General features: G+C 32.1%; 16 protein-coding genes and 3 tRNA genes. 9 read left to right on the top strand and 10 right to left on the bottom strand.

Annotated elements, in window-relative coordinates:
- Positions 1-264 precede the first annotated feature (264 nt).
- The 4 genes from CLU82_RS00200 to CLU82_RS00215 all read right to left on the bottom strand — a co-directional run bounded on the left by CLU82_RS00200 (position 265) and on the right by CLU82_RS00215 (position 1,939).
- Positions 265-1,467: a site-specific integrase gene (locus CLU82_RS00200; RefSeq protein ID WP_100841186.1), complete on the bottom strand. Its 1,203-nt coding sequence runs from the start codon at positions 1,465-1,467 to the stop codon at positions 265-267.
- A gap of 144 nt (positions 1,468-1,611) precedes the next feature.
- Positions 1,612-1,685 (bottom strand) — tRNA-Arg (locus CLU82_RS00205).
- Between the two features lie 14 nt (positions 1,686-1,699).
- Positions 1,700-1,774: transfer RNA gene (locus CLU82_RS00210), tRNA-Pro, on the bottom strand.
- Between the two features lie 81 nt (positions 1,775-1,855).
- Positions 1,856-1,939, bottom strand: a tRNA-Ser gene (locus CLU82_RS00215).
- Between the two features lie 510 nt (positions 1,940-2,449).
- Between CLU82_RS00215 and CLU82_RS00220 the strand changes: the two genes are divergently transcribed.
- Both CLU82_RS00220 and CLU82_RS00225 read left to right on the top strand, forming a co-directional pair.
- Positions 2,450-3,634, top strand: coding sequence for an acetyl-CoA C-acyltransferase (locus CLU82_RS00220; protein WP_100841187.1), 1,185 nt, complete (start codon positions 2,450-2,452; stop codon positions 3,632-3,634).
- Positions 3,635-3,739: 105 nt separating this feature from the next.
- A complete protein-coding gene (locus tag CLU82_RS00225; protein ID WP_100841188.1) occupies positions 3,740-4,501 on the top strand; it encodes a C40 family peptidase in 762 nt (253 codons plus the stop codon).
- Between the two features lie 111 nt (positions 4,502-4,612).
- Here CLU82_RS00225 and CLU82_RS00230 read toward each other — a convergent pair whose 3' ends face one another.
- From CLU82_RS00230 to gyrA, 3 genes are all read right to left on the bottom strand, one after another.
- On the bottom strand, positions 4,613-5,677 hold the full coding sequence (locus CLU82_RS00230) for a tetratricopeptide repeat protein (RefSeq protein WP_100841189.1): 1,065 nt from the start codon (positions 5,675-5,677) through the stop codon (positions 4,613-4,615).
- A gap of 591 nt (positions 5,678-6,268) precedes the next feature.
- Positions 6,269-7,537, bottom strand: coding sequence for a lipopolysaccharide assembly protein LapB (locus CLU82_RS00235; protein ID WP_100841190.1), 1,269 nt, complete (start codon positions 7,535-7,537; stop codon positions 6,269-6,271).
- A 29-nt stretch (positions 7,538-7,566) separates the two neighbouring features.
- On the bottom strand, positions 7,567-10,212 hold the full coding sequence (gene gyrA, locus CLU82_RS00240; protein WP_100841191.1) for a DNA gyrase subunit A: 2,646 nt from the start codon (positions 10,210-10,212) through the stop codon (positions 7,567-7,569).
- A gap of 263 nt (positions 10,213-10,475) precedes the next feature.
- Here gyrA and CLU82_RS00245 point away from each other — a divergent pair, with 263 nt between their 5' ends.
- From CLU82_RS00245 to CLU82_RS00255, 3 genes are all read left to right on the top strand, one after another.
- The gene (locus CLU82_RS00245; RefSeq protein WP_100841192.1) at positions 10,476-13,022 is read left to right on the top strand and encodes an ATP-dependent Clp protease ATP-binding subunit; all 2,547 of its coding nucleotides are present in this window, start codon (positions 10,476-10,478) and stop codon (positions 13,020-13,022) included.
- A 138-nt stretch (positions 13,023-13,160) separates the two neighbouring features.
- A complete protein-coding gene (gene rimK, locus CLU82_RS00250; RefSeq protein WP_100841193.1) occupies positions 13,161-14,531 on the top strand; it encodes a 30S ribosomal protein S6--L-glutamate ligase in 1,371 nt (456 codons plus the stop codon).
- Positions 14,532-14,621: 90 nt separating this feature from the next.
- Positions 14,622-15,137 carry a DUF421 domain-containing protein gene (locus CLU82_RS00255; protein ID WP_100841194.1) on the top strand — a complete coding sequence of 172 codons (516 nt, stop codon included), beginning with the start codon at positions 14,622-14,624 and terminating at the stop codon, positions 15,135-15,137.
- A gap of 326 nt (positions 15,138-15,463) precedes the next feature.
- Here CLU82_RS00255 and CLU82_RS00260 read toward each other — a convergent pair whose 3' ends face one another.
- Genes CLU82_RS00260 through hutH form a run of 3 tightly spaced genes read right to left on the bottom strand, consistent with a single transcriptional unit; the run spans position 15,464 to position 19,050 of the window.
- Entirely contained in the window at positions 15,464-16,810 is a 1,347-nt protein-coding gene (locus CLU82_RS00260) for an inorganic phosphate transporter (protein WP_100841195.1), read from the bottom strand.
- A gap of 29 nt (positions 16,811-16,839) precedes the next feature.
- Positions 16,840-17,484, bottom strand: coding sequence for a DUF47 domain-containing protein (locus CLU82_RS00265; protein WP_100841196.1), 645 nt, complete (start codon positions 17,482-17,484; stop codon positions 16,840-16,842).
- A 51-nt stretch (positions 17,485-17,535) separates the two neighbouring features.
- Positions 17,536-19,050 (bottom strand): histidine ammonia-lyase, encoded by a 1,515-nt coding sequence (gene hutH / locus CLU82_RS00270; RefSeq protein WP_100841197.1) that lies wholly within the window; start codon positions 19,048-19,050, stop codon positions 17,536-17,538.
- A gap of 651 nt (positions 19,051-19,701) precedes the next feature.
- On the opposite strand from hutH, the gene thrA reads away from it, so the two are divergent.
- The 4 genes from thrA to CLU82_RS00290 all read left to right on the top strand — a co-directional run bounded on the left by thrA (position 19,702) and on the right by CLU82_RS00290 (position 25,736).
- Entirely contained in the window at positions 19,702-22,149 is a 2,448-nt protein-coding gene (thrA, locus tag CLU82_RS00275) for a bifunctional aspartate kinase/homoserine dehydrogenase I (RefSeq protein WP_100841198.1), read from the top strand.
- Between the two features lie 187 nt (positions 22,150-22,336).
- Positions 22,337-23,257: a homoserine kinase gene (locus CLU82_RS00280; protein WP_100841199.1), complete on the top strand. Its 921-nt coding sequence runs from the start codon at positions 22,337-22,339 to the stop codon at positions 23,255-23,257.
- A gap of 83 nt (positions 23,258-23,340) precedes the next feature.
- Positions 23,341-24,630, top strand: a complete 1,290-nt coding sequence (thrC, locus tag CLU82_RS00285) for a threonine synthase (protein WP_100841200.1) — start codon at positions 23,341-23,343, stop codon at positions 24,628-24,630.
- Between the two features lie 233 nt (positions 24,631-24,863).
- Entirely contained in the window at positions 24,864-25,736 is an 873-nt protein-coding gene (locus CLU82_RS00290; RefSeq protein WP_100841201.1) for an alpha/beta fold hydrolase, read from the top strand.
- Positions 25,737-26,549 lie beyond the last annotated feature (813 nt).

Here is a 26,549-nt window from a genome sequence, read left to right on the forward strand (position 1 = left end):
ATCAAAAGGAACATCAAAAGTAAAACTTTTCAAAGTTTAAAGAGAATAGCTATGTTTACTTCTGAACTCTTTTCATTGATATTTTGTTGAAGTTGTTTTACTAAGATTATCCTTAAACATTTCTATTTAATAATACATTCTTTTTAAGTAGTTTAAAAATTTAAGACATAACTATAATATTTAACCTTCATTTCAAAAATTTTAATCTTTAATAAAGAGCATGTATTATGCTACATACTCTTTAATCTAACATTTTTTAATCTCTTAAGAAATAACCTTAAAATGCATCACGTCAACTATTTCTTTATCAAATGAATCCAAATAAATATTTGTCGTTTTATTTCCATATTCATGCCCTAATGCTTCTGCAATAAGTTCATTCGAATAGCCAAGTTTTTTAGCTGTTGTTGCAAAAGTATGCCTAGCTACATAACTTGTTATAGGAATACCAATTCCTTGCTGTTCTCCAATTCTTTTTAAGTACTTATTTGTTGTTTTAATCCACTGTTTAATAACTATTTTAGCTTTTTTACTATCTTCAGAAATAGTATCATTCAAAATTGGCAATAAATACTTATTTCCGATTGAAGAAAACTTCTTGATAATGCTTTCAGTCTGTGGAAAAAGCTTAATCGAATAGCTCTTATGAGTTTTTCTCCTCTTAAACAATATTCGTCCATCAACAATATTTTGAGGCTTCAAATAAGCTAAATCTGTAAACGATATTCCTACAAGATAAAAACTTAAAAGAAAATAATTTACTGCTTTCCAAGAGCCTGAATTTTCAACTAAAGTCATTTGTTCAAACTTGACAATATCTTCTTTTAAAACAGCCCTATTGACTGTCTTTTCTGATTTTATTATCAAATCATCAAAAGGATAAAATGAATCTTTCAAAACTTTAGCTTTAATAGCCTTATTGTAGATCGCTCTAATAGTTCTAAGGTAATTTGAAATACTATTTTGCTTTAACCCTTTTACAACAAGATGATGAGTAAATTGTTCCAATAAGACATAATCTATTTCATTAAAAAGTAAATTAGTCTTACCTGAGAATGCAATAATTTGATTAACTGCGGTTTGATAAACTAATGCATTACCTGTTTTTTTAACTTCAAGCATCTGAGCAATCAATTTATCAGAAAACAATTTAAATGTTACTGACTCAGAAGCTTTTATTTTACCTTCTATCCTATTTCTCAAGTCTACTATTGTAAAAGAATCATCAAGCTCTAAGATTGCTTGCTGTATTTTAAAATAGTCTTTAGACAATTTAATATTCAATAATTTTGCATTTGGATGGGATTTATCCAATTCTTTTCTTTGTTCGTTCCAATAAAGTTCTGTAGTTGATATTCCAGAATTTAATGTGTAAACTTTTCTATCATGAGTAATTCTAAAGATGATATTGAAGTTACCATCTGTTTTTTGTCTTCTTGTATCCAAAAGGACTTTTAAATTTGCCATAAAAGGGTTAAAATTATGGTCTTCATGTGCAAACAATATGCAAACAATAAAAAATAAAAGGTCTCAGGAAGAATAAAAAATCAACATTTTAAAACCTATCAGAAACAAAAAACCCCATAACTTATTGGTTATGAGGTGCTTATGTGAACGCAGAAGGATTCGAACCTTCGACCGCCTGCTTAGAAGGCAGGTGCTCTATCCAGCTGAGCTATGCGTCCATTATTTCAATTTGTCGGGGTGGCAGGATTCGAACCTGCGGCCTCCTGCTCCCAAAGCAGGCGCGATAACCGAGCTACGCTACACCCCGAAAAAACAGTACAATTATTTATTTATGAAAATATCTAATTGATATTTAAATCTTACAATGATTTTTAACATAAAAAATAAGCGGAGGGACAGGGACTCGAACCCTGGCACCGATCACTCGATGACAGTTTAGCAAACTGCTCCATTACCACTCTGGCACCCCTCCAAAACCTTAGGAAACGTGTCCTGTTTTGCGGTTGCAAACTTAAGACATGTTTACGTTTCTCACAACTATTTCAACACTTTTTTTTAATATTTTTTTGCATTTTATCAAAATGACTTCACAATCAAAGATATAGCCAACGATTAAAAAACAAAAAAAAGAACAACTCACCAACCGAAATACTATAACTATAACTTCACCACAATTTTTTAGTATATATAACCCAAAAAGCTATTAATTCAGAAATATTCCTCCTGTAAACATTGTTTAGACATATTAAAAATTTAATGATATTACTAGAAAGTCATTTCATCATTAACTCTTCAATAACATGTTCTCAAAAAAATATTTAAAATTACAGTTAACATAAATAAATCTATTATTTCAATGATTTATTCATAAATACAGGTAAAAAATTAAATTAAATAAATATTTCACAATTTAAACTTATATAAAATTCTAATATCCTAAAAAAAGTTTAAATTTGCTATATAAATCAACATAGTAATAAACATGAGCAAAAGAGTTGTTATCGTTTCTGCTGTTAGAACACCTATCGGCAGTTTTATGGGAGGATTATCTACAATTACCGCTCCAAAATTAGGCGCAATAGCCATAAAAGGAGCTTTAGACAAAATTCAATTAGATGCAAATTTAGTCGACGAAGTTTTTATGGGCAACGTAATTCAAGCTGGAATAGGTCAAGCACCTGCTCGACAAGCTGCAATTTACGCCGATCTTTCAACTGAAGTAGCCTGCACAACAGTCAACAAAGTATGCGCCTCAGGAATGAAAGCTATCATGTTAGGAGCCCAAGCCATACAGTGTGGAGATGCTGAAATTGTAGTTGCTGGAGGAATGGAAAACATGAGTTTGATTCCTCATTATATGAATTTAAGAAATGGGACCAAATTTGGACCAAACACAATGGTAGACGGATTACAAAAAGACGGACTAACAGATGCTTACGATAATAATGCAATGGGAGTTTCTGCAGACCTATGCGCATCAGAATACAATATCACAAGAGAAGAACAAGATAAGTTTGCTATTCAATCATACGAACGCTCTGCAAAAGCTTGGAGCGAAGGTAAATTCGATAATGAAATTGTTCCTGTAGCGGTTCCACAAAGAAAAGGTGACCCAATTATTATTTCCAAAGATGAAGAATATACAAATGTTTCACTTGAAAAAATTCCAACATTAAATCCAGTATTTACAAAAGACGGGACAGTTACTGCTGCAAACGCCTCTACTATAAATGATGGAGCCGCTGCTGTTGTATTAATGAGCGAAGAAAAAGCAATTGCTTTAGGATTAAAACCATTGGCCTACATAAAAGGATATGCAGATGCTGCACAAGAACCAAAATGGTTCACAACAAGTCCTGCAAAAGCAATCCCAAAAGCTTTAGCAAAAGCAAAACTAACATTGGATGAAATTGATTATTTCGAATTTAACGAAGCATTTTCAGTAGTTGGATTAGCCAATTCAAAAATACTTGGATTAAATAATGAAAAGGTTAATATAAACGGAGGAGCAGTTTCGCTTGGTCACCCATTAGGATGTTCTGGCGCACGTATTATCGTAACTTTATTGAACGTATTAGAACAAAACAATGGCAAATATGGAGCAGCTGCTATTTGCAATGGAGGTGGCGGAGCATCAGCCTTAATTATAGAAAGATATATTTCATAAACATCCTTCAAATTAAAATAAAATAATTAAATGATACGAATTGAAAATTACTATTTTTACGGTGATTTTTGATTCGTATTTATTTTTAAAATCTAATTTATATAAATGTTTGGAATTTGTAATTTAGCCATTATTCCACTTCGCGCAGAAGCCAGTGACAAAAGTGAAATTGTTTCACAAGTATTATTTGGAGAACATTTCAAAGTTTTGGAACAACTCAAACAATGGACTCATATCAAGATGCAATTTGATGGATACGAAGGCTGGATAGACACAAAACAGTTTCAAACAATTTCAGAATCACATTACAATCAACTTTCTTCAGATGCTATAATTCTTAATGCTGATTTAATTGAATATATTTTAGGCCCATCCAATTCATTAATCCCAATTCCTTTAGGCTCATCTTTATCTTTTTTAAATTATCCCGAAATTAACACTGCTTCTTTTGATTTTGAAGGGACAAAAATAAGTGGGGTAAAACAAAAAATCAACATACTTAATTCGGCTTTCATGTATCTCAATGCTCCTTATTTATGGGGAGGAAAAACACCTTTTGGAATAGATTGTTCTGGATTCACACAAATGGCTTACAAACTAAATGGTTACAAGCTACTAAGAGATGCATCCCAACAAGCAACACAAGGAGAAGCATTAAGCTTTATAGAAGAAAGCGAACCTGGTGATTTAGCTTTTTTTGATAACGATGAAGGAAATATAATTCATGTAGGTATTATAATGGAAAATAATTACATTATTCACGCAAGTGGCAAGGTGAGAATTGACAGATTAGATCATTTAGGAATATACAATGCCGAAAGCAATAAACACACTCATAAACTCAGAGTAATTAAAAAGATAATATAAAAAAAACTCCTATTTAATAAACTTAGATTTTATTAAAATAGGAGTTTTAAAATTTACATGAATTTTAAATAAAAAAAAATGCTAGAAAATTAATTCTAGCATTTTTTTATTTTACATCGTTGCTTTTAAAGCATTGTATTCATTTGTCATATCAAGAGATCGATACACCCCCATTAAAGACTTTATAACATCTTGATTTTTAGGGTCTATATCTAACGCTTTTTTTAGATATGGAATAGCACTTTTTACCAAATTATCTTTTTTGCTTTTTAATTCATCATATTGTTGCATTTCTTTTGGAGTATTTCCTAATGCTGACATTTGATCCACTAAGGATTTCTTAGATTCTAATTTAACATAAGCTAAATTAATATAGGCATCAATATATCTAGGATCTAACTCCAATACTTTATTATAACAAATTTCAGCTTTCACGAAATCATTTTTCTCTAAATAGATATATGCTAAATTCTTATTGATTTCCAATTTTTTGGAAGGAGAAAATGCATCTCTGGGTTTTTCATAAAGAGTTGCTAAAATACCAGAATCTCTTGCACCAGCAGAAATAAATGCATCTTCTTCTTTCGTTTTTTTATTAGTTGCATAATAAATAATTCCTTTTCCTGAATAATTGACTTTTTTTAATTCTTCATAATATGTAATTGCAGAATCATAATCTTTTGCAGTCATGGATGAAGAAGCAGCATTAAATAAATTTAAAGTATCTCTTTTATCAAACAAATAAACTTTATAGCTTTTTTCTGCACTCTCTTTATACTTTCCGGTTTTATAATCATCAACTGCACCATTTACCAACTTGGATTTCATCTCTTTTAATGCCGTATTAGCCTGTAAAGTAAACTTATACTTCCCTACTTCATTTTCAGACTTAATTAATTCTTGATAAGCTTCAGATGCCAAAGAAAAATTATTAGCAGCGTCAACATTTTTCGATGCTAAATCTTTTAAAGCATTTCCTTTTAAAAAATAAAAATCAGATTTATCTTCATCATTTGCATTAACAATAAGATATTCCGTTTTTTTCAAAATACCCAAAGCATCTTGAGATTTACCGCTCGAAAAAACAGTTTGAGCTTCTTTAATTTGTGCTTTTTGGGCATTCATTCCAACATTTATCAATAACACTATTGATAGTATTACAAATTTTCTTTTCATGAGGTTAAGTTTAGTTATTAGAACTAGTTATTAGGGTTTTGATTTGTACAAGAATTTCAAACTGGTCATTTTAATTTACATATAACAATAAGTAAAAAAAAAAAATCATGAAATCTTAGAAATTTGGTTCTTAAAAATGAACCTATTAGAAGTGTAGTTTTATATCATATTTTATAATTAATGGTTAAACATTATTCAATTTATTTAATTTTAGCAACATTCACAAATATGTATTTTTTTAACAATATTTAGCTTACGGTACTTTTTTTATTACCTTTTTTTTATTAAACTTTTAATTTGCATCTAAAATAAAATTAAAAATTGACAACACAAATAAATTTGGAACAATTTTTTAATTAAAATACAACGTTTGCGTAAACTAGATAGAAAAATATTTATTATGATAATTTTAACAAATATTAACCTATTACTAATAGTTGTTCTAGAAAACAGGCCCCTACAAAAAACATCACTTCTAATAAAGGTTATATTTCAAAACATCAAAAAAAATATAGCAACCCTTAAAGCACTATAAAAAAAAATCCTGCTCTGATTATCTCAGGCAGGATTTCTTTATACTTTTATAAAAAACTACATTTTAGCCTTCAATGCTTTATATTCTGCAGTCATTTCAAGAGCACTATATACATTCAATAATGTCTTTGAAACGTCTTGATTTTTAGGATCTAATTCAACTGCTTTTACCAAGTAAGGAATAGTACTTCTAAACAAGTCCTCTCTTTTCTTTTTCAAAGTGTTATATTTTTTCATATCATCTGCAGACGTACCCAATTTATTCATAGCTTCAATGATGTTTTTTTCATCCTCTAACTTCAGGGCCGCCATATTAATATAAGCATTGGTATACTTTGGATTCAATTCCATAACTTTAGCATAGAATTTTTCAGCTTCAGCATTATTTTTTGCTTGAGCACTTATAACACCTAAGTTAAAAATCAAATCTACATCATTAGGATTTTTCGTTAACGCTTCAGAAATTAATTTTTTATATGTATCCATATCTTTAGTTTCAAGATACAAATTAGCTTCTGTCAATATCAAAGAAGTATCTTCAGGATTTGCTTTTCTAGCATCTGAAACTGCTTTTTTTGCTTCATCCACTTTCCCTTGCTGAACATAAATTAATGCCACATTTTTGTAAATCTCTCCTCTTTTAGAAGGCACATTTTCAGTTCTTGGCTTTTCATGAGTTCCCATTTTAACCAATCGATCTCTATCAACAGCTGTAGTAAAAAAATCTTCTTGGCTATTCACTTTATTAACTGCATAATAATAAGTTGCTTTTCCAGAATAATTCAAATCTTTCAACTCTTTATAAAGTTTCAAAGCACTATCATAATCTTTTGCATTGACATAAGTCGAAGCTGCATAATAAAGATTTATAGTATCTTTTTTCTCTAACAAATAAGCTTGATAAAGTTTCTCCGCTCCCTGTGCATTTTTGTCAACTTTTGTATCATCAATAGCTCCGTTAATCAATTTTCCTCTAATTTCTGCAATTGAAGTTGCAGCTTGTGCAGAATATTTTGATTTACCTGTAACTTTTTCAGCTGCAATTAAATCTTGATAAGCCTTTGCAGCCAAAATCAAATTCTTATCAGCATCTACTTTTTTATTAGATAAATCTAAATATGCATTTCCTTTTACAAATAAGAACTGTGCCTTTTCTGCATCAGGTGCATTAGCGGTTAAATATTCAGCTGCTGTTAAAATAGTTATCGCTTCATCCGATTTCCCATCTTTTAGTGCTTTTTCAGCAGCTTTTATTTCATTTTTTTGAGCAAAACTCGTTACTGATAAAAATAATGCTGACGCAATTATTACATATCTACTTTTCATATTAATCTATTTTATATTTACTTATTTAATTATGCTTCATCATCAGCATCATCCTCATCCGAATCATCTTCCTCTACTTCCTCCTCGGAATCATCTTCTTCTTCATCTTCAACGACACCTTCATCTTCCAGAACTTCTAGATCAGGCTTCACTCTCTCTATCACTGATTCGATAACATTACCATCTTCATCAACAACAACTTCAGCAACATCATCTTTCATGACTTTTGTAACCGCTGCGATAGAATCTTTTCCTTTCAAGTTAATCAATCTAACTCCTTGAGTAGCACGACCCATGACACGCAAATCTTCAATTGCCATTCTAATTGTCAATCCTGATTTATTAATAATCATTAAATCATCAGCATCTGTTACTGCATTAATCGAAATTAATTTCCCCGTTTTTTCGGTAATATTAAGAGTCTTTACTCCTTTTCCTCCACGGTTTGTAATTCTATAAACATCTTCTCCATCATCATCAACTAATTTAGTACGTTTACCATATCCGTTTTCAGTAACAACCAATATTTGAGAATCAGCAACATTATCTTTATCAACAGTAACCATACCAATTACTTCATCGGTATCGTCTTTTAATGAAATTCCACGAACTCCAGAAGCTGTTCTTCCCATCGGACGCGTTTTAGTTTCTTCAAAACGAACTAATTTTCCAGATTTAACAGCCAAAATAATCTGACTTTCTCCGTTAGTTAATTTCGCTTCTAATAACTCATCACCTTCCTTAATAGTAATTGCAGCAACACCATTTACCCTAGGCTTAGAATATTTCTCTAAAGACGTTTTCTTAACCTGTCCTTTTTTAGTTACCATTACAAGATTATGACTATTGATATATTCTTTATCCTTTAAATCTTGAGTACAAATGAAGGCTTTTACTTTATCATCACTTTCAATATTAACCAAGTTTTGAATCGCTCTACCTTTTGCCGTTTTACTTCCTTCTGGAATTTCATAAACACGCATCCAGAAACATTTTCCTTTCTGAGTAAAGAACATCATATATTGGTGATTAGTAGCAACAAACATGTGTTCTAAGAAATCTTGATCTCTTGTTCCAGCACTTTTTTGACCAACTCCTCCCCTATTTTGAGTTTTGTATTCTGTAAGGTTTGTACGTTTGATATAACCTGCATGAGAAATAGTAATTACTACATTTTCATCAGCAATTAAATCTTCAATACTAACATCTCCACCTGAATACTCAATTTGAGAACGACGCTCATCACCATATTTCTCACGAATCTCTTCAAGCTCTTCTTTAATTAATGCTGTTCTTAAATTAACATCTGCTAATAAAGCCTTTAAATACTCGATTAATTTCATTAATTCTTCAAATTCAGCTCTTAACTTATCTTGTTCCAGACCTGTTAACTGACGCAAACGCATCTCTACAATAGCTCTGGCTTGAATATCTGACAACTTAAATCTTTCGATTAATTTCTCACGAGCTTCCTCAGTGTTTTTAGACCCCCTAATTAACGCAATAACTTCATCAATATTATCTGAAGCAATGATTAAACCTTCTAAAATATGCGCTCTTTCTTCAGCTTTACGTAATTCAAATTGCGTTCTACGAACTACAACATCATGACGGTGCTCTATAAAATAATGAATCATATCTTTTAGATTCAACATTTGTGGGCGACCTTTTACCAATGCAATGTTGTTTACACTGAATGAAGATTGTAATTGTGTATATTTATATAAGGTATTCAAAACCACATTTGGCGTTGCATCACGTTTTAAAATATAAACAATACGCATACCATTTCTATCCGATTCGTCTCGAATATTAGCAATACCATCTATTTTTTTCTCATTAACCAAATCAGCCGTACGTTTGATCATATCAGCTTTATTAACTTGGTATGGAATTTCGGTAACAATTATAGATTCTCTTCCGTCTACTTCCTCAAAACCAACTTTGGCACGCATAACAATACGCCCTCTACCCGTTTTAAAAGCTTCACGAACACCTTCATAACCATATATTATACCACCAGTAGGAAAATCTGGAGCTTTAATATGATTCATCAATTCATCAATTTCAATATCATTATTTTCAAGATACGCTAATGTACCATTGATAACCTCTGTTAAATTATGTGGAGGCATATTAGTAGCCATCCCTACAGCAATTCCCGTTGCTCCATTGATTAACAAAGTAGGAACTCTGGTTGGCATTACTTTTGGTTCATATAAAGTATCGTCAAAATTTAATTGAAAATCAACTGTTTCTTTTTCGATATCGGCCATAATTTCTTCCGAAATCTTTCTCATTCTGGCCTCAGTATAACGCATTGCCGCCGGACTATCACCATCTACAGATCCAAAGTTACCTTGTCCATCAACTAATAAATAACGCATACTCCATTCTTGAGCCATACGCACCATTGCATCATAAACCGAGGTATCTCCATGTGGGTGATACTTTCCTAAAACTTCCCCGACTATTCTTGCAGATTTTTTGTGGGCAGATCTTGAAGTTACTCCTAAATCATACATTCCGTAAAGTACTCTTCGATGCACTGGCTTCAAACCATCTCTTACATCAGGAAGCGCTCTTGAGACAATTACCGACATCGAATAATCGATGTAAGCTGATTTCATTTCATCTTCAATGTTAATAGGAATTAACTTTTCTCCTTCAGACATAAATATATTCTTAAATTAAAATTATTTTGTATTAAAAAATCCCGCTAATATAAGCTTTCTCAATATTTTTTCAATCATAATATATACATAAATTTATCTGATTTATTAACAAAATTTTATTGTCAATTAGTTAATAAATTAAGTTACTTTTAAGTCTATAATCTTCATTTTTTTTGTCAATTAGCATTAATAGATTTATAAGGTATGATTTTTGCTTTTAAACTTCATGTTTACTAAATTTACATTAACAATATTTAAATATTATGGATGATAATTTTTCACCTAGAGTAAAAGACGTTATTACTTATAGCAAGGAAGAGGCATTGCGTCTTGGACATGACTTTATAGGTACTGAACATTTGATGCTTGGCATTCTGAGGGATGGTAATGGTAAAGCTATTCACATCCTGAATAACCTCTCTATTGATCTTGATCATTTAAGACGAAAGGTTGAGATCCTAAGCCCAGCGAGCCCTAGCATTGATGTCAGTGTAGAAAAGAAAAATTTACATCTGACGCGTCAAGCTGAACGAGCTTTGAAAACAACTTTTTTGGAAGCCAAAGTTTTCCAAAGCTCATCTATTAGCACAGCACATCTGCTGTTGTGTATCTTAAGAAACGAAAATGATCCTACAACCAAGTTATTGAATAAACTTAAAATAGATTATGATATAGCTAAAGAACAATACATCAATATGACTCCAAACGAAGAAGAATTTTTAGAAAACTTGCCAAAAAACGAATCATATAATGATGATTCAGGACAAGATGACAGTCTCAAAGAAGGTGGTTTCAATAATCCCGCCAATAAATCAAATAAAAAATCTAAAACTCCGGTTCTTGACAACTTTGGGAGAGATTTAACAGAAATGGCAGAAGAAGGAAAACTAGATCCTGTTGTTGGGCGTGAAAAAGAAATAGAACGTGTTTCTCAAATTTTGAGTCGTCGCAAAAAAAACAACCCCTTATTAATAGGAGAACCTGGTGTAGGTAAGTCTGCTATTGCTGAAGGATTGGCTTTGCGTATTATTCAAAAGAAAGTTTCTCGTATATTATTCAACAAACGTGTTGTAACTCTCGATTTAGCTAGCTTAGTTGCTGGTACAAAATACAGAGGTCAGTTTGAAGAACGTATGAAAGCAGTTATGAATGAGTTAGAGAAAAATGATGATATCATTCTTTTCATAGATGAAATTCACACCATTGTTGGCGCTGGTGGAGCCACTGGCTCACTTGATGCCTCAAATATGTTCAAACCTGCTTTATCAAGAGGTGAGATTCAATGTATTGGAGCTACAACTTTGGATGAGTACAGACAATATATCGAGAAAGATGGTGCATTAGAAAGACGTTTTCAAAAAGTAATTGTTGAACCAACTTCTGTTGAGGAAACAATTGCAATTTTGAACAATATTAAAAACAAATATGAAGACCATCATAATGTAATTTACACTGATGAAGCTATTGAAGCTTGTGTTAAATTAACCAACCGATACATGTCTGAACGTTTCTTGCCAGACAAAGCTATTGATGCATTGGATGAAGCTGGATCTCGAGTTCACATCACTAACATTGACGTTCCGAAACAAATTTTGGATTTGGAGCGCCAACTAGAAGAAGTTCGCGAATTAAAAAACTTGGTTGTTAAAAAACAAAAATATGAAGAAGCAGCCAAACTTCGTGACGATGAGAAAAAAATAGAAAAAGATTTAGCCATAGCACAAGAGCAATGGGAAGAAGATTCTAAAAGTAACAGAATAGTAGTTACCGAAGATAATGTAGCTGATGTTGTATCTATGATGACTGGTATTCCAGTAAATAGAATTGCCCAAACAGAGAGCAATAAATTAGCTAAATTACCTCAGTTGATTCAAGACAAAGTAATTGGACAAAATGAAGCTGTTTTAAAAATCGCGAGATCTATTCAAAGAAATCGTGCTGGATTAAAAGATCCTAACAAACCAATTGGATCCTTTATTTTCCTAGGTCAAACTGGTGTTGGTAAAACGCAATTAGCTAAAGTTCTTGCTAAAGAATTATTTGATTCTGAAGATGCATTGGTTCGAATTGACATGAGTGAATACATGGAGAAATTTGCGATTTCAAGATTAGTTGGAGCGCCTCCGGGATACGTAGGATACGAAGAAGGTGGACAATTAACCGAAAAAGTTCGTAGAAAACCATATTGTGTTGTATTGCTAGATGAAATTGAAAAAGCGCATCCAGATGTTTTCAACATGATGCTTCAAGTGCTTGATGATGGCTATTTAACTGATAGCTTAGGTCGTAAAATTGATTTCAAGAACACCATTATTATTATGACTTCTAATGTAGGAGCACGTCAATTGAAAGATTTTGGTCAAGGTGTTGGATTCGGTACTGCTGCCAAAGTTGCTCAAGCTGATGACAATTCTAAAAGTATCATTGAAAATGCTTTAAAGAAAACTTTTGCTCCTGAATTTTTAAATAGAATTGATGATGTAATTGTATTTAACACTTTAGAAAAAGAAGATATCAATTTGATTATCGAAATTGAACTAAAAAAATTATACACTCGTGTTAATGAATTAGGGTATCAATTGAAATTGTCTGATGAAGCCAAAGCATTTATTGCTGATAAAGGATTCGATAAACAATTTGGTGCAAGACCATTAAAAAGAGCGATTCAGAAGTATATTGAAGATGCTTTAGCAGAAGAAATTATCACTTCAAAAATCACTTCTGGTGACGAAATTTTCATGGATATTGAAGAAGGTTCTCAAGAATTAACTATAAAAGTTCACAAAGCAGAAGAACCTACTAATCAATAATTTAAACAAACACATCTATAACAAACCCGTTACGTTTTAATAACATAACGGGTTTATTCTTTATAGGATATTATCGTATTTTTTAAAAACAAATATTTACATTTGATATAAATATAAAAGATCATCCAAAATTAATTTATGGTACAAAATAAAGTCATACTGGGTAGCGAAGAATGGTGCTCATTTCCAGAATTAGGAATCCCAACAATTAAAGCTCGTGTCGATTCTGGTGCCAAAACATCTGCTTTGCATGCTATCAATATTGCGCCATTTATAAAAAACGATGCCAATTGGGTAAAGTTTGACATCAATCCTATCCAAAACAATATAAAAACAGTTATTCATTGCGAAGCTCCTTTAGTCGGAAAACGTATTGTAAAAAGCTCCAGCGGATTTAGAGAACATCGTTATGTGATTCAAACCAGCATATCTATTGGTGATACAAAATGGCCAATTGAAATGACACTTACCAATAGAGACTCAATGGGTTTCAGAATGCTTTTGGGAAGAGAAGCCATGAGCGGAAGAATACTTGTTGATCCTGAACAAAAATACCTTCTAGGACAACCAACACCTGAAAGCCTAAAAGAATTATATGTAAATTCAGAAAAAGCCAGCTCTGGTTTAAGAATTGGGCTTTTGGCTAGTAATCCTGAATTATACAGTAACAAAAGAATCATGGAAGCTGGCGAAATGCGAGGTCATGAAATGCATTTCTTGAACATCAAAGAATGTTACATGAAGCTTGATGCTAAAACTCCTGAAATTCATTATCGTGGTGGAAAAATATTAAATCAATTTGATGCTATTATCCCTAGAATTCGCCCTAGTATCACCTTTTATGGCTGTGCTTTGACGCGACAATTTGAAGCATTAAAAGTGTATTGTTTAAACTCATCTACAGCAATCACACAATCCAGAGATAAATTATATTCTTTGCAATTATTACTGAATCACGGTGTTGACATTCCAACTACTGGATTTGCTAATTCCCCATTAGATACAGATAATTTAATCAAAATGGTGGGTGGTTCGCCTCTTATCGTAAAATTATTAGAAGGAACTCAAGGAAAAGGAGTTGTATTGGCAGAAACTAAGAAAGCCGCAGAAAGTGTAATTAACGCTTTCAAAAGCCTAAATGCTAATATATTAGTCCAGGAATTCATCAAAGAAGCCAATGGAAAAGACATTCGTTGTTTTGTAATTGACGGGAAAGTTGTTGCTGCTATTCAACGAGAAGCAATGCCTGGTGAATTTAGAGCTAACATTCATTTGGGAGGAACTGCATCAGTAATTAAAGTTACAGCTGAGGAAAAAAAGATTGCCATAAAAGCTGCAAAAGCTATGGACTTAAAAGTTGCTGGAGTTGATATTATTCGTTCCTCAAAAGGACCGTTATTACTCGAAGTAAACTCTTCACCAGGATTAGAAGGAATAGAAGGCGCCACTAACAAAGATATTGCCGGAGAAATGATTAAAGCTATTGAGAAGAATTTTAAAATTAAATAATTTTTAGTTGATTGTTTTTAGTTATTAGTTGACCGTTTTCTAATCTATCCTCTAACAACTAAAAACAGCCAACTGACAACCAAGAACTAAATGAATCCATACCTAGATATCATCATTCGAAGTACAGCAGTGTATCTGTTCATGGTTATTGCATTGCGTGTTTTTGGCAAGAAAGAATTATCACAGCTCAATACGGCCGATGTGATTCTGATTCTTCTTATCAGCAATTCTGTGCAGAATGCAATGGTAGGAAATAACACAACATTGTGGGGCGGTTTGGCAGCAGCAACAATTCTTTTTGCAATTAACTTTGTTATCAAAAAGCTCTTGTTCAACTCTAAAAAATTCAGTGATTTCATGCTTGAAAAACCTGAGATTCTAATTCACAACGGGACTTTAGATTTCAAAACGTTAGGCAAGTTAAACATAACTTCGGATGAACTAAAAGAAGCAATGAGAGAACATGGTGTAGAATTTTTTAAAGATGTAAAAATAGCCATGCTTGAAATTGATGGAAACATAAGCATCATTAGTGGTGACAAAGTTTTAAAACAAACTCATTACAAACGAAGAAAGAATCATAAAAACTTAATTCAAGGGAATTAGATTAAGGAGTTAACTACATTAAGTATATTCAGAGTTATTAAACATTATAAATTAAGTTTCATCAACTACCGAAATACGGATTAACACTAAAAAAGCTTAAATCCTTTCTTAAATAAGTTGACAAAAACTCCAATCTTCTAATTTAGCCCCGATGGAAGCGACATCCTTTTTATTTCGATTTTTATCGGGATAAAAAGATACAGTGGACAGCGGGAGAAATACTGATTATTATCGAATATTTTCTGCTCCAAAAAAAGCATCGCAAATTTTATGACATAAAAAAAAAAACCATTCGTAATCCGAATGGTTTTTTTTTATGTATTATTCTATAAAAATATATGTAGGAACCAATATACTAATGAAGCTAGTAATGCTGAAACTGGAATTGTTAAAACCCAAGCCCAAAGTAAACTTACAGTTACCCCCCAACGAACAGCTGAAACACGTTTCGTTAATCCAACTCCAATTATAGAACCTGTAATAGTATGTGTTGTACTTACCGGCACTTTAAAATGTTCTGTAAAATAAAGCGTTAAGGCTCCTGCTGTTTCGGCTGCTACTCCTTCAAAAGAAGTCACTTTAGTGATTTTAGAACCCATTGTTTTTACAATTTTCCAACCACCACTTAATGTTCCAACCGCAATGGCAGTATAACAAGCTAAAGGAATCCATTCTGGCATTACTCCTTTTATTCCTTTATCATCATCTGGAAGCACTACTTGCAACCACTCAGGAAGATGCATAATATCTACACCACTGGTTTTAATATATACCGCAACAGCTGCTGCGATAATTCCCATAACTTTTTGAGAATCGTTTCCACCGTGGCCTAAACTAAATGCAGCAGAAGATAACAATTGCATTTTTTTCAAAACTGCATCAGCTTTATGCAAATTTAAACTACTAAAAAATAAAGCGAATGTTGAAATAGATAATATTATAAAAGCTACTAAAAACCATTTAATATTATGTGATTCAAATACAATACTCCAAAAATGAGAATCAAAACGAGGTTTTTCGATTTTTTCAAATGGAACCATTTGATTATAAACAAACCAAACTGATAGTATCATCAATGCGATTGTAAACAACTTAGGAAGGATACTTTTTCTAGAAGCATTTAATAACCAGATAGAAATTAAATACGACATTAAGGCTCCTAATAAAGGGGCAAGAACTATAAAAGCAATGATAATTACAACTCCAGAAGGCATACCACCATCTTTTCCATCTTTGTACCAACTTACAATATCATACCAATGTCTCGTATGTTGCACTCCATCTTCTATTAAAGTATAATCTGAAAACCCGTGCATTGTAATTGCATGAGCAACTGCTGCTCCTGCAAAACCTCCAATTAAAGTATGTGAGGAACTGGAAGGAATTCCTTGCCACCAAGTGATTAAATTCCAAATAATAGCAGCAATAACACCCGCAAGAATTACAACTAAATCTATTTGGCTTGAATCAGCTGTCTTTGCAACGGTATTTGCTACACCTAAACCAAAAACCCAATAGGCCAAAAAGTTAAAAAAAGCTGCCCAAAGTACCGCTTGAAAAGGGGATAAAACCTTGGTTGCAACAACAGTAGCAATAGCATTTGCAGCATCATGGAAACCATTGATGTAATCAAAAATTAATGCTAGAACTATAATAATTAATAGTAAAGTCATATCAATATCTTCAGAATGAATAGATTAAATTAAGAATGTTTTACTGTGATAGATTCTAAAACACTAGCAACACTCTTGCATTTATCAGTAGCAGATTCTAAAACTGACAATACTTCTTTATATTTAATGATATTTTTGGCATCTGTTTCGTTTTCGAAAATTTCAAAAACAGCTTTATTATAAACCATATCCGATTTATTTTCCAACTTATTGATTTTTGCACAAGCGTTGGTAATCGTTTTCATGTTGCTTAAGTTTTTTAACTCTTTTACAGCAACATCAATATTTTGACAGGCTTCCAGATTGATTTCTGTCATTTTACGAATTGATTTTGTGATTTTATCCACTTGATACAAACGCATTCTTGAAGCAGCTCCATGAAGATAATCAGCTACATAATCAATTGAAGTAATCAAAGAATAAATATCCTCTCTATCAAAAGGAGTAATAAAGTTTTTGCTCAATTCTAAATTAGTCTGACGGGTAATGTCCTCCCCTTTTTGTTCTAATTCATCTATTTTGATAAAAAGAACTTCTCTTTCTTTTAAAGGAAGATTTACTGCTTCGTGCAAATTTGAAGCTAATTCAATTAAATTACTTGACGCTTCTTCGAAAAGAGGAAAGAATTTTTTGTCTTTCGGTACTAAAAATTGAAAAATAGAATTTAATGACATTTGTTTATGTTTTTATGTAGTGCAAAATTACTTCATTATTTTAAGTCAATGTTAAGCCAATGTTAACAAATCATCTTCAATTTGAAAACTATTAAGGAAAGCCACTGTTTTCTCAATGTCATAATGTAAAATTCTATCTTCTTTTACTAAAGGAACTTCTTCTCTGTAAGATTTTAAAAACATTTCTATAAAATCACTAGACTGTAAAGGTCTTCTATATTCGATTGCTTGTGATGCATTCATCAATTCAATAGCCAAAATACGTTCCAAATTATCCATTACACGCAAACATTTTGTAGCACCATTTGCTCCCATACTCACGTGATCTTCCTGTCCGTTACTTGAAACAATACTATCTACACTTGATGGAGTTGCCAACTGCTTGTTTTGACTGGCAATACTTGCAGCTGTATATTGAGGAATCATAAAACCAGAATTCAATCCGGGATTATCAACCAAAAAAGCTGGAAGATTTCGTAAACCTGAAATTAATTGATACGTCCTGCGCTCAGAAATACTTCCTAATTCGGCTAAAGCAATTGCCATAAAATCTAAAGCCAAAGCCAAAGGTTGTCCATGAAAATTTCCTCCAGAAATAATCTGGTCGCTTTCTATGAATATATTAGGATTATCGGTAACCGAATTAATTTCGGTTTTGAATACTTTTTTGACATAATCAAAAGCATCTTTTGAAGCACCGTGTACTTGTGGAATACAACGGAAAGAATATGGATCTTGAACATGAGTTTTTGCCTGCTCGATGATTTGACTACCCTCAAGAAATTCTTTTACTCGTTTTGCTGTTGCAATTTGACCATTATGAGGTCTAATATAATGAATCAACTCATTAAAAGGCTCTATTCTACCATCAAAACCTTCTAAAGAAATAGTTCCGATTAAATCTGCTAAAAAAGAAAATTTATTCGCTTTCAATACAATATGTGCACCGTAAGCACTCATAAACTGAGTTCCGTTTAACAATGCCAAACCTTCTTTGGATTGTAAAACTATTGGCTCCCAACCAAAATGTTTCAAAACTACACTCGAATTTACTTTTTTACCTTCAAACCAAACTTCTCCTTCTCCTAAAAGTGGCAATGACAAATGAGCCAAAGGAGCTAAATCGCCAGAAGCACCAAGTGATCCTTGCGTATAAATTATTGGCAAAATATCATTATTGTAAAAATCAACCAATCGCTGCACAGTTTGTAATTGAATTCCAGAATGACCGTAACTTAGTGACTGAATCTTAAGCAACAACATTAATTTTACAATCTCATTCGGAACCTCTTCACCAGTACCACAAGAGTGTGACTTCACAAGGTTTTCCTGAAGCTTTGATAAATTCTCATTTGAAATTTTTACATTACAAAGAGAACCAAAACCTGTATTAATTCCATAAATTGGTTCCGAGTGAGAAGCCATTTTAGCATCTAAGTATTTTCTACACTTTAAAATATTAGTTTTTGCATTCTCCGAAAGAGCAACTAATTTATGATGAGAAATAATTTCCTGCAATACTTCGAAGGAAAGCAAATCGGTGTTTATATAATGTGTATTCTCCATTTCATTTGATTTTAAGTGTCAAAATTCAACAAATCAACGTTAAAAAGCAATGTTTTTTAACAATAATTTAAAAACCCAATTAAACTAAAGTTTACAAGGCTTTACGGTTCCTTCTTCACTTATAAAATCATTTTATTTTCAAAAAAAAGACAATAATCTAATCATTTTACGAGCAAAAAAACCCTTTCTTTTATCTTAGACGATCATAAAAACGATTCTTCAGATTAAATCAAAACAAAGATTATCTCAATAAATAAAGAAATAAATTACGCAATATTAAATTTGACTCTATATTAAAATTAAATTATTAAACTATTCGCAAAAACGAACCATAAAGCTTTATTTTTTCATAAAAAACAGTACTTTTGAAAAATCAAAATGAAGAAATTTAACAGCACATATCATCCTTCGATAACAACTCAAATTTGGGTTGCTCTTGCTGTTACAACTACATCTACTACAACTACTACCCCTTAGGGGTATACATTTTACATATAATCCAGTTGTTATACTTTTTTCTTTAAAGAAAGAAAGTCATGGGTGTATAGAAACCATTTTGCAATCAAAATAAAAACATAAAAATCGCTGATTTTCAGATAGTAACAATTTAAAAAGCGATTCAAATTTACATAAAACAAATACAAACTTCTTATGAGAGTATTAAAATTTGGCGGTACTTCGGTAGCCAATGCAGAAAACATAAAATTAGTTTTAGACATAGTCCTTAATAAAGCACAAGCCGAAAAACTTGTTGTTGTTGTATCCGCTTTAAGCAAAGTAACCGATTTATTGCATTTAGCTGCTTCAAAAGCTGCATCCAATGATGAGAGTTTCAAAGAAATTGTTACCGAAATTGAGAAAAAACATTTAGAAGCACTTAAACAACTTATTCCTGTTAGCGAACAAAGTGGTTTATTAAGTCATATTAAAAGAATTATTAATCACTTAGAAACACTGCTTGATGGCTGTTTCTTATTAGGTGAATTATCTCCAAGAACTTTAGATACTATTCTAAGTTTTGGTGAATTATTATCTTCATACATTATAGCTGAAGCTTTAAAACAAAAGTTAAAAGAAAGTAAATACAAAGACAGCCGTGAATTAATTAAAACAAATAATCAATACGGCAAAGCTGCTGTAAACTTTGATGTTACTAATCCACTTATCGCTGAGTATTTCAATTCAGAAAGTGCTCAAGTAACTGTAATGCCTGGTTTTATTTCTATGTCAATCGATGGAATCAATACGACTTTAGGCCGTGGAGGTTCTGATTATACTGCTGCTATAATTGCTGGAGCTATAAATGCAAACGAATTGGAAATTTGGACAGATGTAAATGGAATGTTTACAGCAAATCCAAAAATTGTAAAACAAGCTCAGCCTATTGCTACAATTTCGTATCAAGAAGCTATGGAATTGTCACATTTTGGTGCCAAAGTATTGTATCCGCCAACGATTCAGCCTGTATTAAGAAAAAGCATTCCAATTATAATCAAAAATACTTTCGAACCACAAGCCGAAGGAACTTTGATTTCAAATTCTATTACTCAACATACAAATCCAGTAAAAGGAATTACTCATATCGATAATATTACTTTGATAACTCTTGAAGGTTCAGGAATGATTGGCGTAGCTGGTTCTTCTAAACGTCTTTTTGAAGTATTGTCTAATGAAAGCATTAATGTAATTTTTATTACTCAAGCTTCATCAGAACACTCTATTTGTATTGGTATTTTGAATTCGGATGCTGAAACTGCTGAAATTGCTATCAATAAAGCGTTCCAAATAGAAATTGCTCAAAACAAAATTGATCCTTGTATTGTTGAACAAAACCTTTGTATTATTGCTTTGGTTGGTGAAAACATGAAAAATCATCAAGGTTTAAGCGGTAGAATGTTTAGTACTTTAGGAAAAAACAACGTTAATATTCGTGCCATTGCTCAAGGTGCTTCTGAAAGAAACATCTCTGTGGTTATTAACGAAAGAGACGTTAAAAAAGCACTAAACACTTTACACGAAAACTTCTTTGAAGAGAACACTAAGCAGCTAAACTTATTTGTAATGGGAGTTGGAAATGTAGGTGAAAAATTCATCGAGCAAATCCACCAACAAAAGAAATTCTTAAAAGAAAATCTAAAAATAAATCTAAGAGTTATAGCCGTTTCTAATTCTCGAAAAATGCATTTTGACGAAGATGGAATTTCTTTAAAAGAATGGCAATCACTTTTAGAAAAAGGAGAAACTGCCAATAAAGAAGAATTTATTACTAAGGTTAAAGCACTCAATTTACGTAACAGTATTTTTGTTGATATTACAGCCAATGAAGAAGTATCTAAAACATACGAGCACTATTTAAAACAAAATGTTGCAGTAGTTACTTGTAACAAAATTGCGTGTTCATCAGCGTATGATAATTACAAAAAACTAAAAGGTTTATCACGCCAATTCAATGCGCCTTTCCTTTTTGAAACTAATGTTGGAGCTGGACTACCAATTATCGATACTGTAAAAAACCTAATCGCTTCTGGTGATAAAGTACATAAAATTCAAGCCGTTTTGTCAGGAAGTCTGAACTTTATTTTCAATAATTTTGATGAAAATAATACTTTTCATGACGTGGTTAAAGAAGCTGGAGTTCAAGGGTTTACAGAACCAGATCCGAAAATAGATTTAAGCGGAATTGACGTAGCCAGAAAGATTCTTATTCTGATTCGTGAGAGCGGATACCAAATGGAAATTGAAGATATTGAGAACCAATCTTTTCTTCCAAAAGCATGTATGGGAACTACTAATAATGAAGCATTTTTCGCTTCATTAAAAGAACACGCAAAACACTTCGAATCTATTTTGGCAGAAGCAAATGAAAAAGAAAGCCGATTAAAATTTGTGGCTCAATTTGAAAATGGAAAAGCAAGCGTAGGATTGCAATTTATCCCAAAAGATCATCCGTTTTACAATCTGGAAGGAAAAGACAATATCGTTTTATTCTATACAGATCGTTATGTTGATCAGCCATTATTGATAAAAGGTGCTGGTGCAGGAGCTGCGGTTACAGCTTCTGGAATATTTGCAGATGTAATTAGAATAGGAAATAATTAAAAAATACGCTGGTAGAGACGTTGCACTGCAACGTCTAACATCAGACATTTTTCAACATCTAACATGATTACGTTAAACAAATAAAATGAAATGACGCTGTAAAACGTAGGTAAACGTTACAGCACATGGTCCATAAACGTGGGAAGACGTTGCAGTGCAACGTCTCTACCTCCAAAAAATAAAAAAAATGAACGAAATAAAACTATTTTGCCCAGCTACAATTGCGAATCTTTCGTGTGGTTTTGATGTGCTCGGACTTTGTTTAGCCACTGCTGGTGACGAAATGATTGTACGTAAATCAGATGTAAAAGGAGTTCGTATTACAAAAATAGTCGGTGCTGATTTACCATTAGAAACTGAAAACAATGTAGCTGGAGTTGCTGCTCTGGCGATGTTAGAAGAAGTGGAAACTGAATTTGGTTTTGAAATCGAAATCTACAAACACATCAAAGCAGGAAGTGGAATCGGTAGTAGTGCTGCCAGTTCAGCGGGTGCTGTTTTTGGAATCAACGAATTATTAGGACGCCCTTTCACTAGAAAAGAATTAGTAAAATTTGCTATGCAAGGCGAAAAACTAGCCAGTGGAAATGCACATGCTGACAACGTAGCTCCTGCCCTTTTGGGAGGTTTTACATTAGTAAGAAGTTCAAATCCTTTAGATATTATAAAAATTACAAGCCCATCTGAATTATATGCTACGGTTGTTCATCCTCAAATTGAGTTAAAAACATCGGATGCGCGTTCGGTATTAAAACAAACCGTTTCTCTAAAAAGCGCCATTACCCAATGGGGAAATGTAGGCGGATTGGTAGCGGGATTATACACTCAGGATTACGAATTGATTGGACGCTCGTTACATGACGAAATCATCGAACCTATTCGTTCTATGCTGATTCCAGGTTTTGATTTAATCAAACAAACCGCTTACGAAAATGGAGCGTTGGGTTCAGGAATATCTGGTTCTGGTCCTTCTATTTTTGCTTTAAGCAAAGGAAAAGAAAATGCAGATAAAATTGCCAAAGCTATGAGCGCTGTTTATGAAGAAATGGGTTTGCCTTACGAAATTCACGTTTCTAAAGTAAACGACGAAGGAATGAAAATTATTTAATTAGTCAACAGTTGATAGGTCTTAGTTATTCAATATATAAACTAACAGCTATCAACAAATAACTAACAACTAAGATTAAAAAAATGAAATATTACAGTTTAAACCATAATGCACCCAACGTTTCTTTTCAGGAAGCAGTAATACAAGGACTAGCAACCGATAAAGGTTTGTATTTCCCAGAAAGCATCACTCCCCTAGCTCAAAGCTTTTTTGATACAATTGAAAATTTATCGCACGAAGAAATTGCTTTTGAAGCTATCCAACAGTTTGTGGGCGACAAAATCCCAACAGCTATTTTAAAAGAAATCATTGCAGAAACTTTGTGTTTTGATTTTCCTTTGGTCGAAGTAGAAAACGGAATCTATTCTCTTGAATTATTTCATGGTCCAACAATGGCGTTTAAAGACGTAGGAGCTCGTTTTATGTCTCGTTGTTTAGGATATTTCAACAAAGATAAAAAAAACAACAAAAACACTGTATTGGTAGCGACTTCTGGAGATACAGGAGGAGCTGTTGCCAGTGGTTTTCTTGGCGTAAAAGGTGTTGATGTGGTTATTCTTTATCCTTCGGGAAAAGTGAGCGACATTCAAGAAAGACAACTAACAACTTTAGGACAAAATATAAGAGCGCTTGAAGTTGATGGCGTTTTTGATGATTGTCAGGACATGGTTAAAAAAGCATTTTTAGATAAAGATTTAGAGCACGTTCATTTAACCTCTGCCAATTCTATCAATATTGCGCGTTGGTTACCACAAATGTTTTATTTCTTCTTTGCTTACAAAGCCTTGAAATCACAAAACAAACCGTTGGTTTTCTCTTGCCCAAGCGGAAACTTCGGAAATATTTGCGCTGGTATCATCGCCAAAAAACTAGGATTACCAATCGAACATTTCGTAGCATCGACCAATGTAAATGATACCGTTCCTAGATTCCTTACTAACGGAATTTACGATCCAAAACCATCAATCGCAACGATTTCGAATGCCATGGATGTTGGAAACCCAAGTAATTTTGTTCGTATTCAGGAGATGTATCAAAATGATTTGGAGCAATTCAAAAAAGATTTCAGTTCATATACCTTCAACGATGCTGAAACATTGGTAGCACTAAAAGCAATTTTTAACGAAAGAGGTTATATTGCAGAACCACACGGAGCAGTTGGTTATTTGGGATTGAAAAAAGAATTACTAAACATTCCAAACGCTATTGGTGTATTCCTAGAAACAGCACATCCTATCAAGTTCTTGGATGTTGTAGAACCTGCATTGGGAGTAACATTACCATTACCTACACAAATAGAAAGCGTAATGAACAAAGAAAAAGTAAGTACCAAAATCAAAACATACGAAGAATTAAAAGCTTTCATCGGATAGTTATTAATTATACTCAATACCAAAACGACTGAAATTATTTTCAGTCGTTTTTTTTTGAAGCAAATTCTATTATCAGCTGCATCTGTGTGTTTGACCCCCTGTCAGACAGGATATAGCTCCCATCAGGGGTTCTTTCATGAGAAATATTTTAGTAATACAAAACTTACTATCAATTCATTATTTTATTACATTTAAAAAAAAAATGACATTAACTATATTTAAAACCAATCATTATGAAAAAAACGATTAAACTATTGATTCTGCTTTTAACCTCATCAATTTGTGGAATAGGAAATGCACAGGTTCAAATGAACTTTAAATTTGATACTTCATATGGTGACAACAAAACCATTGGAAAATATGTTGAAATTAATGGTGCCAAAATCTACTATGAGGAATATGGGAAAGGCGAACCCATGTTGCTAATTCACGGAGTTAACGGTGATATTAAAACAATGGGAAATCAGATAGATTATTTTAAAACAAAATACAGAGTTATTATTGCAGATAGTAGAGGACAGGGAAAATCTGAATTGAAAACAGATTCTTTGACATTCGACCAAATTACTAGTGATTGGGAAGGATTAGCTAATTACTTAAAATTAGATTCTCTTAACGTTGTTGGATATAGCGATGGTGGAATTGTTGGTTTAAAAATGGGCATTTCAGGCAAATTAAAAATTAAGAAAATTGTAGCAATTGCTGCGAATTTAAGGCCTGACTCAACAGCTGTTAACTCTTGGGCTGTTAAATTTCTTATCAATGAGAGAAAAATGGTTAAGTCAAAAATTCAGGAGAAAGACACTTCACAAGATTGGAATCTACAAAAACAACTTATTGGACTCAACGCTGACCAGCCAAATATTCCAACAAAATATTTATCTAAAATAAAAGCAAAAGTTTTAATATTAGCTGGTGATGAGGACATTATTAAAAATGAACATTCGGTCGAAATTTTTGAAAATATACCAAAAGCACAATTATGTATTATGCCTGGCGAAACCCATTTTACATTTGCATCAAATTCTGAATTATTGAATGCAATAGTGAATACTTTTTTATCAAAACCATTTAAAAGACCAGATTCAAATTTTACTAAATGGTAATATCTAATCAAGTTCTTAGATGTTGTAGAACCTGCATTGGAAGTAACATTACCATTACCTCAACAAATAGAAAAAGTAGTGAATAAAGAAAAAGTAAGTATCAAAACCTACGAAGAATTAAAAGCTTTCATAGGATAGATTTTAATTACACACAATACCAAAGCGACTGAAATTATTTTTCGGTCTTTTTTTTTGTAGAAAATCCTGCTGTTCACTGTATCTATATTTCGAACCCCGGAAATACAGGATGACGTTTCCGTCAAGGTTACGACAGCATCAGGATTTTTAAGAAATTTTGTTTTAAAAACTACAGCAATATTTGTTCTTTTTTCAAAATTTAAAAAGACTATTATTCAACATTAAATTTTTAAAAATGGCAAGAAAAAATATATTTTTTAAAAAGAAACGAAATTAATTTTCAGTATATACCATTAGTAAGTAGATAAATGAAAGTTTGTTTCGTAAATATAAGTTTGTATTATTTTTCAAGAACAGAAGAAATAATCTATGAAATTTAAAATATTAAAAAACCTGAAACAAGAGAATTATATCTTTTAGAATTTCTAAAAACAATTTGAATAATATTTTTTAAATTTATTTTAAGTTGTTTTACGTTTCTTTCTACCTTCATATTCTCTTTCTTCTCCATCTCTTATTACTAGTAATGACTACCTTGAAAATTGACATTTGAAAGATCTAATTTTGATTTATTTTTTTCTAAAATACTTATCAAATTTTTCTTTAAAACATCCGCAGTACACTACTATTTTTGGTAATGATAATAAACCCATTCCCAACTCAATACAATTTCTT

Source organism: Flavobacterium sp. 5 (assembly GCF_002813295.1).
Classification (GTDB): Bacteria; Bacteroidota; Bacteroidia; order Flavobacteriales; family Flavobacteriaceae; genus Flavobacterium.